At 43.6% G+C, this 13296-nt stretch carries 16 protein-coding genes and 1 pseudogene; 10 read left to right on the top strand and 7 right to left on the bottom strand.

The window, feature by feature from the left end; all coding sequences use genetic code 11:
• The first annotated feature begins 2 nt into the window (after positions 1 to 2).
• The 6 genes from trmD (at position 3) to I8U23_RS03515 (ending at position 3937) form a co-directional block, all read left to right on the top strand.
• On the top strand, positions 3 to 728 hold the full coding sequence (gene trmD / locus I8U23_RS03540; protein WP_198050836.1) for a tRNA (guanosine(37)-N1)-methyltransferase TrmD: 726 nt from the start codon (positions 3 to 5) through the stop codon (positions 726 to 728).
• A gap of 102 nt (positions 729 to 830) precedes the next feature.
• The gene (rplS, locus tag I8U23_RS03535) at positions 831 to 1181 is read left to right on the top strand and encodes a 50S ribosomal protein L19 (protein ID WP_037997320.1); all 351 of its coding nucleotides are present in this window, start codon (positions 831 to 833) and stop codon (positions 1179 to 1181) included.
• A 71-nt stretch (positions 1182 to 1252) separates the two neighbouring features.
• Positions 1253 to 1801 carry a signal peptidase I gene (lepB, locus tag I8U23_RS03530; protein WP_037997303.1) on the top strand — a complete coding sequence of 183 codons (549 nt, stop codon included), beginning with the start codon at positions 1253 to 1255 and terminating at the stop codon, positions 1799 to 1801.
• A 102-nt stretch (positions 1802 to 1903) separates the two neighbouring features.
• A complete protein-coding gene (ylqF, locus tag I8U23_RS03525; protein ID WP_198050771.1) occupies positions 1904 to 2800 on the top strand; it encodes a ribosome biogenesis GTPase YlqF in 897 nt (298 codons plus the stop codon).
• Positions 2775 to 3581, top strand: a complete 807-nt coding sequence (locus tag I8U23_RS03520) for a ribonuclease HII (RefSeq protein WP_121874236.1) — start codon at positions 2775 to 2777, stop codon at positions 3579 to 3581. The genes ylqF and I8U23_RS03520 overlap by 26 nt, the downstream gene beginning before the upstream one ends.
• Positions 3578 to 3937 carry a YraN family protein gene (locus I8U23_RS03515; protein ID WP_121874237.1) on the top strand — a complete coding sequence of 120 codons (360 nt, stop codon included), beginning with the start codon at positions 3578 to 3580 and terminating at the stop codon, positions 3935 to 3937. Before I8U23_RS03520 ends, I8U23_RS03515 begins: the two co-directional genes overlap by 4 nt.
• Positions 3938 to 3993: 56 nt before the next feature.
• Here the strand turns inward: I8U23_RS03515 and ilvA are convergent, their stop codons facing one another.
• Both ilvA and I8U23_RS03505 read right to left on the bottom strand, forming a co-directional pair.
• Complete coding sequence (ilvA, locus tag I8U23_RS03510; RefSeq protein ID WP_198050770.1) at positions 3994 to 5265, bottom strand: threonine ammonia-lyase IlvA; 1272 nt, start codon at positions 5263 to 5265, stop codon at positions 3994 to 3996.
• 139 nt (positions 5266 to 5404) lie between these two features.
• Positions 5405 to 5695, bottom strand: coding sequence for a hypothetical protein (locus I8U23_RS03505; protein WP_049720249.1), 291 nt, complete (start codon positions 5693 to 5695; stop codon positions 5405 to 5407).
• A 1236-nt stretch (positions 5696 to 6931) separates the two neighbouring features.
• Here I8U23_RS03505 and I8U23_RS03500 point away from each other — a divergent pair.
• Both I8U23_RS03500 and I8U23_RS03495 read left to right on the top strand, forming a co-directional pair.
• Positions 6932 to 8401, top strand: coding sequence for a hypothetical protein (locus I8U23_RS03500; protein WP_198050769.1), 1470 nt, complete (start codon positions 6932 to 6934; stop codon positions 8399 to 8401).
• Positions 8402 to 8412: 11 nt separating this feature from the next.
• Positions 8413 to 8859, top strand: a complete 447-nt coding sequence (locus tag I8U23_RS03495; protein WP_181730747.1) for a hypothetical protein — start codon at positions 8413 to 8415, stop codon at positions 8857 to 8859.
• Between the two features lie 285 nt (positions 8860 to 9144).
• Here the strand turns inward: I8U23_RS03495 and I8U23_RS13695 are convergent, their stop codons facing one another.
• The 5 genes and pseudogenes from I8U23_RS13695 to I8U23_RS03480 form a co-directional block, all read right to left on the bottom strand.
• Positions 9145 to 9243 (bottom strand): hypothetical protein, encoded by a 99-nt coding sequence (locus I8U23_RS13695; protein WP_181730746.1) that lies wholly within the window; start codon positions 9241 to 9243, stop codon positions 9145 to 9147.
• 8 nt (positions 9244 to 9251) lie between these two features.
• Positions 9252 to 10073 (bottom strand): recombinase zinc ribbon domain-containing protein, encoded by an 822-nt coding sequence (locus I8U23_RS13385; RefSeq protein ID WP_232335450.1) that lies wholly within the window; start codon positions 10071 to 10073, stop codon positions 9252 to 9254.
• A 72-nt stretch (positions 10074 to 10145) separates the two neighbouring features.
• A pseudogene (locus I8U23_RS13380) lies at positions 10146 to 10220 on the bottom strand (hypothetical protein); the annotation flags it as partial.
• Positions 10216 to 10977 carry a recombinase family protein gene (locus tag I8U23_RS13375; protein ID WP_232335449.1) on the bottom strand — a complete coding sequence of 254 codons (762 nt, stop codon included), beginning with the start codon at positions 10975 to 10977 and terminating at the stop codon, positions 10216 to 10218. The pseudogene I8U23_RS13380 and the gene I8U23_RS13375, both read right to left, overlap by 5 nt.
• 315 nt (positions 10978 to 11292) lie before the next feature.
• On the bottom strand, positions 11293 to 12606 hold the full coding sequence (locus I8U23_RS03480) for a hypothetical protein (protein ID WP_198050768.1): 1314 nt from the start codon (positions 12604 to 12606) through the stop codon (positions 11293 to 11295).
• Positions 12607 to 12685: 79 nt separating this feature from the next.
• Between I8U23_RS03480 and I8U23_RS03475 the strand changes: the two genes are divergently transcribed.
• Together I8U23_RS03475 and I8U23_RS03470 are read left to right on the top strand one after the other, a co-directional pair.
• Positions 12686 to 13012, top strand: coding sequence for a hypothetical protein (locus I8U23_RS03475; RefSeq protein WP_198050767.1), 327 nt, complete (start codon positions 12686 to 12688; stop codon positions 13010 to 13012).
• Between the two features lie 12 nt (positions 13013 to 13024).
• Positions 13025 to 13261 carry a hypothetical protein gene (locus I8U23_RS03470; protein ID WP_198050766.1) on the top strand — a complete coding sequence of 79 codons (237 nt, stop codon included), beginning with the start codon at positions 13025 to 13027 and terminating at the stop codon, positions 13259 to 13261.
• Positions 13262 to 13296 lie beyond the last annotated feature (35 nt).

Raw genomic sequence — 13296 nt, 5'->3', positions numbered from 1 at the left:
ACATTCATTTCGATGTTCTCACCCTTTTTCCCGAGATGTTTGAAGGCTTTATGCAAACCAGCATGATTGCTAGGGCTCGTGAAAAAGGTTTGATCTCAGCGAATCTGGTCAATTTTCGTGAATATGCAACAGACCGGCATCGGACGGTGGATGACACGCCGTATGGTGGCGGCGGCGGCATGGTCTTAAAACCGGAACCGCTGTTTCGTGCCGTCGATGATCTGACACAAGGCTCACCACGTCCCCCCATCCTGTTGATGTCACCGCAAGGTGAAACCTACACGCAGAAAAAAGCCGAGGAATTGGCGCAGCACTCCCGGTTGATCATCATTTGCGGTCATTATGAAGGATTTGACGAGCGAATCCGGGAGCATCTGGCCACTGAGGAAATTTCCATCGGCGATTATGTTCTGACCGGCGGAGAATTACCGGCGATGATTTTAATTGACAGCATCAGTCGTCTGGTGCCTGGTGTGCTGGGAAATGAAACTTCCGCAGTGACCGATTCTTTTTCCACCGGGTTGCTGGAGTATCCCCAATACACGAGGCCGGCGGAATTCCGCGGTCTCAAAGTGCCTGAGGTGCTGTTGTCCGGGCACCATGCCAAGATTGAAAAATGGCGGCGCGAGCAGTCATTGCTTCGGACTTGGCAAAGAAGGCCCGATCTTCTGGAAAAAGTGCCATTAACCGAAGAGGATCGCCGCTTTTTAAAAAAGCTGTCGGATTAGGATGGCGAAATTGTATTCAATTAGTGGCTGTGGTAAAATATCCCCGTTCTGGTCGTTCGACGGCATTGGACGGAGAGGCTGATGAAAGGAGGTTTGGATGAGATGCGTCCAATCATTCGTGAAATTACCGAAGAACAACTTCGTAAAGATATTCCTCAATTCCGTGCAGGGGACACCCTCCGTGTTCACGTGCGCGTTAAAGAAGGACAACGGGAACGGATTCAGGTGTTTGAAGGCGTTGTGATTCAACGTCGCGGCGGAGGCATTTCCGAAACATTCACCGTTCGCAAAATTTCTTACGGGATCGGTGTGGAACGTACCTTCCCGTTACATTCACCGCGCATTGAAAAAATCGAAGTGGTTCGCCGTGGTAAAGTTCGTCGCGCCAAATTGTTCTACTTGCGTGAACGCCGCGGAAAAGCCGCTCGTATTAAAGAACTTCATCAAAAATAATAAGACAGAAGAAAAAGGGCTTGAGGATCAAGCCCTTTTCTCACATTGACGAGCCAATTGGGGGAAATCCAATGACCTCATATGTCCCTCGTACAGAGAAAAACAATCAGGAATACGGGAAAGGCGGAAAAGTGCTGGATTGGGTTCGTGCATTTCTGATCGCCGTTCTTTTGGCGGTGTTGATTCGTATCTTTGTTTTTGAACCTTTTGCCGTATCCGGTCCGTCGATGGAAGAAACGATGTATACCGGAGATCTGGTTTTGGTCAATAAGTTGATTTACAAAATGAGAGAGCCTGAACGAGGAGAAATCGTTGTTTTTCACGAAAGTAAAGACAAAGATTTCATCAAACGGGTGATCGCCTTGCCGGGGGAGACGGTCGAAGCCAAAAACAATAAAATTCTGATCAACGGGAAGATCGTGGATGAACCTTATCTTTCCGACCATATGCGCACCATGGATTTTGATGAGGTGCAAGTGCCGCAAGGCAAGGTTTTTGTTCTGGGGGATAACCGGTTGAACAGCACGGACAGCCGGGTGATCGGAGCGGTTTCGATGTCTCAACTGGTGGGAAGGGCGGAATTTATTTATTGGCCCGTTATTGAAATGAAATGGTTGTGATTTTTTCAATTGAAGGAGCCTTTTTGAAAGCTCCTTTTCCATTTGGCACCGATTGGAAAAATCCCCCTGTTGGCAACAGGATAGAAGAGGTGTGACGTACATATGACCATTCAGTGGTTCCCGGGACATATGGCAAAGGCGCGCCGGCAGGTTGAAGAGAAACTGAAGTTGGTCGACATCGTGTTTGAATTGTTGGATGCGCGTTTGCCGTTATCCAGTCGAAATCCCATGATGGATGAAATTCTGAAAGACAAGCCCCGTCTCATTTTATTGACCAAATGCGATTTGGCGGATGAACGGGTGAATCAGGCTTGGATGAAATATTTTCAAGCCCGTCGGATGCCGGTGCTTCCGGTTGATGCACAAACAGGGAAAGGGGTCCAACAGATTATTCCGGCGTGTGAAAAAATCCTGGCCCCGCTGTTCCAACAAAGAGAGAAAAAAGGGATTCAGTCCCGCAAATTTCGAGCGATGGTGACCGGAATTCCCAATGTGGGAAAATCTTCGTTGATCAACCGCCTGGCCAAACGTTCCGTTGCCGAAACCAGTGACCGGCCCGGGGTGACCAAAGCACAGCAGTGGATCCGGGTCGGAAAAACCATGGAACTGTTGGACACCCCCGGGATTTTGTGGCCCAAATTTGACGATCCCGTCACCGGCTTGCGTCTGGCGGCAAGCGGCGCCATCAAAGAAACGATTTTGCCGATCGATGAAGTGGCTTTGTATGTATTAAATTATTTAAAAGACCGGTATCCGGATCGTTTGAAAAAACGGTACAAACTGGAGGAAACGGAACAAGACGGAGTCACGTTGATGGAGGAGATTGGGAAAAAACGGGGGTGTTTGTTGCGGGGCGGAGAGATTGATTATGAAAAAGTGGCTGAGCTTTTGTTGCATGAGTTGAGAGTCGGTCGTTTGGGGCGGATTTCTTTTGAATTTCCGGAGGATTGGATCGGAAAAGAGGAGATGGGAAATGCAGGGGACGATCGCGGAAATTAAGAAATGGTTGGAGAAGAAAGAGAGGCTGAGCCCGCAGGAATTGGCGGAACTTCAAAACGATTCGCGGGCGGGTGTGCAAAAATTGGCGGCCCAATATATCAGAAAACAGGAACGAAGAAAAAAAGAAGAAGAACGCTTGGAACAAATGTGGCATTACGAAAAGAAATATCGCCAACAAGGAATCCGGATGATTGCGGGGGTGGATGAAGCCGGACGGGGGCCTTTGGCCGGTCCCGTGGTGGCGGCGGCGGTGATCCTGCCGGAATCGTTTCCCGTGGAGGGGTTAAATGATTCCAAACAAATGACACCGCAAAACCGGCAACGCCTGAAGGAGCGCATTGAGTCCGAAGCGATTGCCATTGGTGTGGGAATGGCGGATGAGCTTTATATTGACCGGCACAATATTTTGCAAGCCACGTACCATGCGATGCGAAAAGCCATCGAACAATTGCCGGTGAAACCGGACATGGTGTTGGCTGACGCGGTGACCATTCCGGATCTCGGCATCCCGCAACAAGCGATCATCAAAGGAGATGCCAAAAGCCATTCGATTGCTGCTGCATCCGTCATTGCCAAAACGGTTCGTGATGAGTGGATGATGCAAATGGCCGAAAAGTATCCAGAATACGGGTTTGACCATCATATGGGATATGGAACGCCGGAACATCTCAAGGCGCTTGAAGCGTTCGGCCCTTCACCCATTCACCGGAAAAGCTTTGCGCCGGTCCGCTCGTGTATGAAAAACACCGCCCGTCTTTTGTTGCAAGGAGAATCACGATGAGAAAAGACAAAAGAAAACAGGTCGGCCGGCTTGGGGAAGAGCTGGCGGCCCGGTTTCTGTCGGAAAAAGGGTATATCATCTGGGACCGGAATTGGGCAACCCGGATGGGAGAACTGGATATCATTGCGATGAAAGACGGGCAACTGGTGATTGTGGAAGTCCGGACGACCCGGAGTGCCAAATTTGGTTACGGTCTTGAGTCGGTCGGTTTCCGAAAACAACAAAAACTGCGACGTTTGGCGGTGCTGTATGTGAGCCGGCACCGTCTGCACCATTTGCCGCTTCGTTTCGATGTCATTTCCGTATTGTGGGATGAAGAAAATCCGCAACTGAATCATATCGAAGGCGCTTTTTAAATAATGAAAACCACCACTTTTCACGGTGAAAGCGGTGGTTTTTGTCAAACAAAGAGTCAGATTAACAGATGGAACAGGCGCGGATCGTTGTTGATTTCGATAAACGGGAACCCTTTCTTTTTCATCCGCTCAATGAGTGAAGGATAATCCTCCCGGTATTTCAGTTCGATTCCCACCAGTGCCGGCCCGTTGTCTTTGTTGTTTTTCTTGGTATATTCAAAGCGGGTGATATCATCATTTTCGCCGAGGACATCATCCAAAAACTCGCGCAAAGCGCCGGCCCGTTGGGGGAAGTTGATAATGAAATAATGTTTTAACCCCTCGTAAATGAGAGAACGTTCCTTGATTTCTTGCATCCGGTCGATATCATTATTGCCGCCGCTCATGATGCAGACGACATTTTTTCCGCGAATGGCTTCCCGGTAAAAGTCCAGGGCGGATATGGCCAATGCCCCGGCCGGTTCCGCAATGATGGCATTTTGATTGTATAAGTTCAAGATGGTGGTGCAAATTTTTCCTTCCGGAACCAAAACCACCTCATCGATATTTTCCCGGCAAATTTGAAAAGTGAGCTCGCCGACATGTTTCACTGCCGCTCCGTCCACAAAAGGGTCGATTTCTTTTAATTCAGTAACTTTTCCGTTCTCAAAAGACGTTTTCATCCCCGGGGCCCCGGCTGGTTCCACACCGATCACCTTGGTTTGGGGATAAACGCTTTTTATGTAAGAACTGATCCCGGCAGCCAGTCCTCCGCCGCCGATGGCGACAAAAACATAATCCGGGGGTTGGTTCAGGTCATTCAGGATTTCGATCCCGATGGTTCCCTGCCCGACAATGGTGCGGTAATCGTCAAACGGATGGATAAAAGACATGTGATGTTTTTTGGCATAAGCCACGGCTTGATGATAAGCATCATCAAAGGTGTCCCCGGTCAAAACCACTTCTACAAATTTGCCGCCGTAATGTTTGACTTGATTGATCTTTTGCCTCGGTGTGGTGGTCGGCATGAAAATTTTGCCGGGAATTTTTAAATGATTGCATGAATAGGAAACCCCCTGGGCATGGTTTCCTGCACTCGCGCAAACCACCCCTTGTTGCCGTTCTTCCTCCGGGAGGCTGATGATGGTGTGATAAGCCCCGCGGATTTTAAAGGAACGGACCACTTGCAAATCTTCCCGTTTCAAATGGATTTGACAGCCGTATTTGTCGGACAAGAGGGGATTAAGCTCCAAGGGAGTATGCTTGCAAACTTCTTTGAGCCGCTGATTGGCAATGAGGATGTCCTCCACTTTGACCCGTTCGGTTTTCAGATCCAACACTTTGCTCATCTCAACTCATCCTTTGGCTAAGAAGTATTTAATGAAGTATTTTAGCACAATCCTCTTATTTTTGGGAATATTAAACGAAAATTTTAAAGAGGAGAACAGAAAAAAGAAAAAGCGCCGCATCATCGGCGCTTTCCACTGATTAACAATGTTTGCAACGAAGCAAAACGGCTTCACCCGGTTTCAGACAAAGACGGTGGACTTTCCGGCATCGATCCGGGTGCCCGCAGGTGACCACCGCTTTGCTGTGTCCGCAGTGGACTTTGACGGCTTCACCCCGTTCCAAAACACAAGTTTTGGTATGGTGTGCATGGTGGCAGCATTTGATCAGGACGGATTGCCCGCGTCTTAAATGGACAAATTTTCTTTTTCTTTTCTCCGGCTCCAGTACAACCCGCCTTCTCCGGTGATGGCATGAACATGAATGGCTCATCATATCTTCCTCCTTATTGGAATTTGGATCCTTCAGGACCCTCTATTAAGTTATGAAAAAACAGAAAAATCCGTTTGTATTCTTGTGGAGAAAAACGAAAGAAAGCGATGGATTGTCAAAATATAGTAAAATATGAAAAAATAGAGTTGGTTTGTCGCAAAGGGAGTAACAGGGCGGGGGTGAAAAAATGTACAGTGAATTGACCAAAGACCGGACTTGATAATTATAAAAAGAACCCCCAACATCATAGAGATGTTGGGGGTTAAAATCTTAAGTCAACTTATGAAAACTGCTAATCCAGCATATGGAGTTTTTTCAGTTTTAAATAGTAACCATAAACAATAACCATAGGGATGAAATAGGATAACAATGTCCAACCAATATTCCAACCGTTTCCGTAAGTGATTTTACCAAAAATAAGAGTAAATAAAACAATCAACCAGTAATGATGAAATCTAAAATGTTTAATGAAATGAACAAATGTACAAGTAACCCACGGAATGAAGCCTAAATTACTTAGCAATATTCCAATATGGTTCCAATTTTTGGGGGCAAAATCCAAAAACCAAAGAACAAACCTATTTCATTAAATATATATGCAAGAGTAGCAGCGAGTGGGAAAATAGTGAGAATCATTTTCTTGTTTCTATGGTAAATGGTAGATACCATATATCCATGATAAAACCCATCCTAAAATGAAATAGTAAATTATTTTGTTTCACCCCAATTATCAGTATTACCAAGACTATTGGTAAACAGCAAAAAGGAGGTCCGCAACACCTCTTACATGTTGGGGTATCGTCATTTTTTAACGGCGTTAACAATTGCATTGCTTTTGGCAAGTTTGGCCTGCTGTATCCTTTACTCTTGGTATTCGCGATGCATTAACCAGCTAAGACATAAGAGTCTAACAACCAAACATGTGGATTGATTCGCGGTTTGTTTTTTACCACAAAAACTTATTTCTTCCCATTCCTTCAAATCCTCTTCGGAGATGCCCTTATGTTGGGGAAGGGCTCAAAAGTAGGGAAAATGCCATACAAATGATTAGATGTCAATTCTATATAAAAATTTAATTTTTAATGAACAGGGTTGTCCTTGGGTCAAATTTGTTCTTTTTTAGATTAAAATTGTGATAAATAAAACGAAAATCAATGGATAACTATTTTCTAATTGAAGGGAGGAGAATCCGTTACGGAGAGCGAAGAACGCCATGCATTATCCGTAACAGGAGATATGGGTACATATATTCATCGATTCCTCGTCATTTTGTTTATCGCCTGTGTGGGATTTGGTATTTGGGAAAGCGGCGTGGTACATGCCGATGGCAGTTTTGACGTGCCTGAAGTCAATGACCAATTCAACAATTACGGGAATAACCCAGCCCCAACGAAAGAACAGCCTATAACCACACAGCCCGTGAACGAAGAGAAGGAAATTTTGGATCGGATCACCGAACCCATCTCGGATGCATGGGATTGGACGGTAGACAAGGTTTCAAGTGCTTGGGAATGGACGAAAGAAACTGCGTCCAATGTATGGGATTGGTTCGTGGGGATCTTGTCGAAGATCACAGAAGTCGTGGTGGATGCTCTCTCCGCCGTCTGGGATTGGATTCTTGAACATAAAGCAATTACTATCGCAATCTTAAGCATTATTGGTGTTATCGTAGCAGTTGTTGGGTTTGTTTTTGAAGTGGGGCTCGCCTTGTTAATAGGTGCTGGGATTCTACTCGGAGAAATCATCGGTGGACTGTCGGCATGGCTCTCAGGGAACGAGTGGATGAGTGACGAGATGCTTCGTGACATCATTATCGGTGGCATCGCCGGAGGAATCTCAACATTATTTGGTTGGTTAGCAGGCGCAAGTGTTTCCGGCACTAGTCTGGTTAGTTGGATTGGTTCCAAAATACCTTGGTTAGGAAGATCTTTTCCCGCCATCTTTGGTAGCGGAGTGGGTGCAGGAGTAGACCAAAGTATTACCGATCTCCTGAAGACCGGCAAGATTGATCCGAAAAAAACCATGATTGTCACGGGTCTCGGTTTCCTCATCACATTTGGTGGTGGGTACATTGGTAGCCATTTTGATGACATCGTCACAAAAATTAATAACCTTAGCCTCTCGCCAGTTACGCAAATATTCGAGAATGGAACAGCTTCCGCTCCAAAGACGATCGGTGATACACAATTCGGCCAATGGTTGCAGAAGTTTGCTGCTACAACTGATAGTAAGGCCACAGGAAAAGTTACAAAAAATGATCTGGTACCAGGAAGTCCTGAACATAAAGCACAAAGATGGAAAGAATATCAAGCCAGAGGCGGTAAATATACCTACGAGCAGTGGAGTAAAGTTTATGAAGGTAATATGGGAAAAGCAAATAAATCTCATCAAATGGTTGATGAGTATAGAAAAAAACTTGATTGGGAAGGAATAACTCAAGTATCGATAGAAACTCCTTATGGTCGCCGAATTTTAGATATTGCAAATGAAGAATTAAAAAAAGCGATTGAACATAAAACGTCCACTAAGAAAGAAGGCGTTGCATATTTTTCTCGTAGTGAGAGAATAAGGGAAGAGATTGCAAAAGATACATACTTAGTTCAAAAAGGATGGGATATTACTTGGGTATTTGAAAGAGCAGACGCAAGTGAACCATTAATTAAAGAACTAGAAAAAAATGGCATAAAAGTTAAATTTGAAGAGTAGGTGGTTTAATTATGAGAAGGACTAAATTTTTTCATTCAAGGGATCAGTTTGAAGAATGGCTTTTCTTTGCTTCAGATGTCCTCGAAGATTTTACTAATGAGCTTACCTACCTAGAACTTGATTATTCGCCTGAATCATTAATTCGACTTGAAAAATGGATTCTTGAACGGCATCCCTCACCGGATTCACTTGTTAAAAGAGAGAAAGCAGAAATTCTTGATGGAATGTTACGATATGTAGGAGAAGTATATATAAAACATTTAAAAGCGATATGGGATGTCAATTTGGATGATCCCCAGGCTGTTTTTTACAGTATGCCAATTATAAGAATGCCTGGAAATGTTATTGTATCGCCATTTTCAGAGATTGTAGCTAGCTCGGATCGTAGATGGGGTGATTATATTTACAAAATGTTTAAGAATATTAGAGAAGAACTAAAAGAAAAAGGTCATCTTTGATTAGGGAAAAGTTTACTTACATGTAATGCTAAAAAGTAGTCCATTATGTTTTCAGGCTGCTTTTTACTATTTTCAAATACTTATTCTAAGTATCCTTATTTTTCCCATTAGGTTTTACTTTGTCCAGTTCCCACAGGCGGAGTGTTTTGACATTGATACCAATCATTAGCAAACTCCGCTCTGTTATACCCATAGAATAACCTTGCTTTTCTAATTTTTTGGCTCAAAGTTTTTTCGGAAAGGGTTTCAAAGCATCCCGAATATGAGATAGGCACCTTTAGAGTTTTAGCAAGCGCTCTGAATGTGGGTATTTTTGGCGTGTGCAATGTTGCTGATCGTTTCGTAAGTTAAGCCGGATAGTTCGGCTAATTCTTTGATGGTCATATTTTGACTTAGTCGTGTGTTCCTGATCCGAGCCGCTGGAGTAGAGAGGGAGGGATCGTAGAACTCGCTTCGGGTACATTGAGTTTCATCTTGCGTTGGATTTCCATTCCCCAATTGTTAATTGCACGCTTGTCCGTGTGAATAACAGTTGGGGAAAAAATGAATTTCACGGAAACCGTAGCTTCCTTCCGACCATGTTCATTGATTTTAGTATCGACTACGATTCTATCTACAAGTGTAGTTACTATTTCTCTTTTTACTTCATAAGTGAGTTTCGAATTCAACTTTTCCTTTAATTCGGATAGTAGCTGTGAAGCTGAATAATAACCTTTGTTTATATTCTGGTCCTTTTGTATTTGTAACTTAGTTTCTTCAATTTGATTTTGTATTTTTTCTTTTTCATCCTTGATCTCAAGGATTTGCTTTTCGACCTCTTGACTAGAAATAATTTTCTTTCTGAATAAGTTTAGGATATTTTGGATTTCATCCTCCTTGGCGTGTAAATTTTCCTGAAGCAATGCTAGCTCTTCTTTTAATTCATTTAAGCGGTTCTTGCTATGATCTAGTGATTTAGATAGTTCCTCGATAGCCTTTCCAGGATTTTCGATAAATTCAACGCATTGTTTCCAAACAAAATCATCAATTTCATCCATTGGGATATTTTTTGCTAACGAACATTTTTTATCATAGTGTTTGTTCTTACCGCTACATACATAATATCCTTTGTATTCTCTGTTGCTTCCAGGATGGACTGTACCGTAGTAAGTTCGATCACAAATTCCACATTTGATTAAACTACGTAATAAATATTGTCTTTTTGTATTTCGCATAGCAACAATCTGATTTGATTTTAAGACTTGCTGAGCTTTATCCCAGATCTCTTCTGATACGATAGCAGGAACTTCACGTTCAATTATCTCTCTTTGCCGAGTAGCTCGTTTACCATAACGATGAAGGCCCTTATATGTAGTGTTAATGATGGATGTTTCTAATTCGGGTTGGATGCCAGACGCCAGCTGTGTTTACTTTTCTTTTGCCACGCAGCACCTTGCGGTTATCCCGCTTATAAGCAGGTGGTACACCTAGACTATTAAGATAATCGGCCACTTTAATCGTAGTCCACTTTTCCTCTGCAACCTTTTTGTAAATTAACCTTATGACTTCTGCTTCAGATAAATCCCCGACAAGTGGATCTTCATTGACCTCAAGGTAACCTTCTTCATTAACCTTGTATCCGTAAGGTGTAATCCCACCAACCCATTTTCCCCTTCCAGCAGCCCGATTTGCTCCGTGCCACATGCGTTCTATGATCGTTTCTCGCTCTAAGTCAGCTACACCAGCAAGCATGGTAAGAAGAAACCGGCCGCTTGGATCACTGGTATCAAATGGTTCTGTCATGGAACGTACTTTTACGTTGCTCTGCTCGAGCTCATGAACTGAGTTCAAAATCACTCTTGCAGATCGGCCAAGGCGATCCAACTTGTAGATGAGGACGAGTTCAAATTTATTAGCCATTGCGTCATTGAGAAGCCTAAGACCTGCATTTCGATTTTCAAGCGGTAAGGTACCAGATACACCATCATCCTTGTACCACTCTACTACTTGGAGTTGATGGAGATCACAATATTTGCGAGCAAATTCCAGTTGGTTTTCAATTGTCCCGCGTTCTTGTTGATCTTCAGATGAAACCCTAGCATATACAGCTACTCTTAAATTTTTTTGTATTCCTAACAATTCTCTAACCTCCTTAGCGTAAATTAAAGGACGAATAAGGAGAACCAATTTATTCACATAACAATGAACAAAACGAAACCGAGGAACCACAAATTTATTCGACTAAATTGAAGATGAATCTTTTTAAGTTGCTCAATTAATGTTTGATGAATTACAAAACCTTCAGTATCAACAAAAAACCGGCTTTCGCCGGATTAGCAACAGATTGGTTCAGCATAGGCTGGAATGTTGTCCTGGTATATAGAAATTAACGCAGGGTTCAAATTGATTGCTCCCGCTACCATCATTATACAAGCTAGAGCTATTCCCATCTTTTTAACCAACATACTTAAATCCCCTTTCTTTCAGTAGTCCGATGATTTCTTGTAGTTCTTCTAAGTATTGATGGTATTTATCGCGATTTGACCCTTTGTAAATTTGAGTCAATTCGTGAACAATATCATGTGCTTTGGTCCAGAGTTTTTGTTGGCGAGCTAGAATGCGTGCCTGTTCGAGATGGTTACCGGCTTCATTACTTCTCTCATGTCTCTTGAGGAAGAAAGCTTTGTTAATTAGTGCGTCAATATATCGAATACTGTCATCGTGATACTCAAGGGCTTTATTGTGAGCATTTTCGCATTTTTTAAGATCCCCAATTCTTTCATAAAGTCCAGCCAACATGCTGTAAACGGTGATGAAAAGATATGGTTGAGTCGTACCCTTATAGGATAGTGCTGTCTGATATTGAATTAGCGCTTCACCATACATGCTCATTTCCTCGTATATGGATCCAAGTACGCTCCAGAGTTCTACACATCGATCTATCAAATTCATGGTGCTGGATAAGTACAGACCATCCATACAACACTGGATAGCCTCATTATATTTTTTGTTTTTCAAATGGATGCGAGCCATAAGTTCGTGGACGGTAACTTTAACTCGTGGATCAAATATTTGATCTATGTTTTTGTACAGATATTCTACAATCTCGTCTGACTCAGTATCTCGGTCCAGATGCTTCAGGTAGACTGACTTATTAATGAGGAACATATGTATCTTTTCTGCCCTTTCCCCGTTAGGATCAAATAATTCGATTGCTCCATTGATTTCATTAAGAGCTCGATGAAGGTCACGTTTCAGATAATAGATATTGCTAAGTATGTTTTTTGCGCAGCTTATGATATTCGATTTCTTCATTTCAATGGTTCGATTCAGATTCAGAATACGCAATGTAAATTGTTCCGCTTGGTCAGCTTTTCCCATATAGAAAAGAGTTTTTCCTTTTAGATGTATCCAGAGAAAATGCAGAGGGTGACTGTCCGGTAGATTAATTTCGTCTAATTCTTGCAGGCACACTTCAAGATTAAGTTTCAGTTCCGCCTTGTACTCGATATGAAGCAGTTTTGCCTTGATGATGGCTAACTCCCTCTGGTTGAGTCCGAACTCTTTGTCCAGGTTGATTCCAAGCTTGTTAGCAAGGATACGGATTTTTTCGATGGGAGTGTCGCCTACCCCTTTTTCGATCCGGCAAATAGTTGGCTCAGAAAGCCCTTCTTCCGTTACCTGCTTCATCGGAATATTTTTGGACTTTCGTACGTTTCTGAGATATTCTCCAATCCGTTTTCTTAAGTCCTGGGAGATGTAATCCATATGTTGGATCCCCTTGATTCAGGGAATGTGGCGTTCCCAATACGGTCACCACACGGGCCTTTGGCTATATCCTTCCGGCATGTCTAGCACGGTCACGGGGAAAACGATCAAGCGGATCCGGACGTATCTCCAACGATTGAGCGGCGGAAACGCGACCGTCACCATTACACTCCGGATGCACGGTCATGCATCCAAACCAGGAGGACAACCGTCCGTATTGGCTCCGGCCCTCAATGTCACATTCAAAGTCGGGGAAGCCAAATGGGTGGATTTGCCGTCCAGTTGGTTTTCCTACTTTTCCAGCGGTCTGGCCAAAGGCATGGGGCTGTATACAAACAACACCACCGATGACTATTACGCTGTTTTCGACGATAGCGCCAAGATTGAAATCACCTATGTGCCATAGGGAGTGAATCAGATGAAATATTGCAGCTGTACCCGTGATGGTACAGTGCTGGAAGTGTTCGAACAAATCACCGAGGTTGAATATGACGCCAACAAAAACATCGTTTGGTTCAAGTGGAATGGGATCGGCACGATGTTTTCAGGGATGGATCAATTCCTGATTCTGCCCGATTCTGTTCCAGTTTCACCTGGTGATCCGGTCACTGACGACCTGAGAAATCAAGATATTCGAGACCAAATAAGCGCATAAGGCGCTTTTTTTTATTTGCCAAAGGAGGAATCGCC

This window comes from Thermoactinomyces sp. CICC 10735 (assembly GCF_016055175.1).
GTDB classification, from domain to species: domain Bacteria; phylum Bacillota; class Bacilli; order Thermoactinomycetales; family Thermoactinomycetaceae; genus Thermoactinomyces; species Thermoactinomyces vulgaris.
Note: the sequence above shows the minus strand (reverse complement) of the source record. Positions and strands in the feature narration are given on the sequence as shown.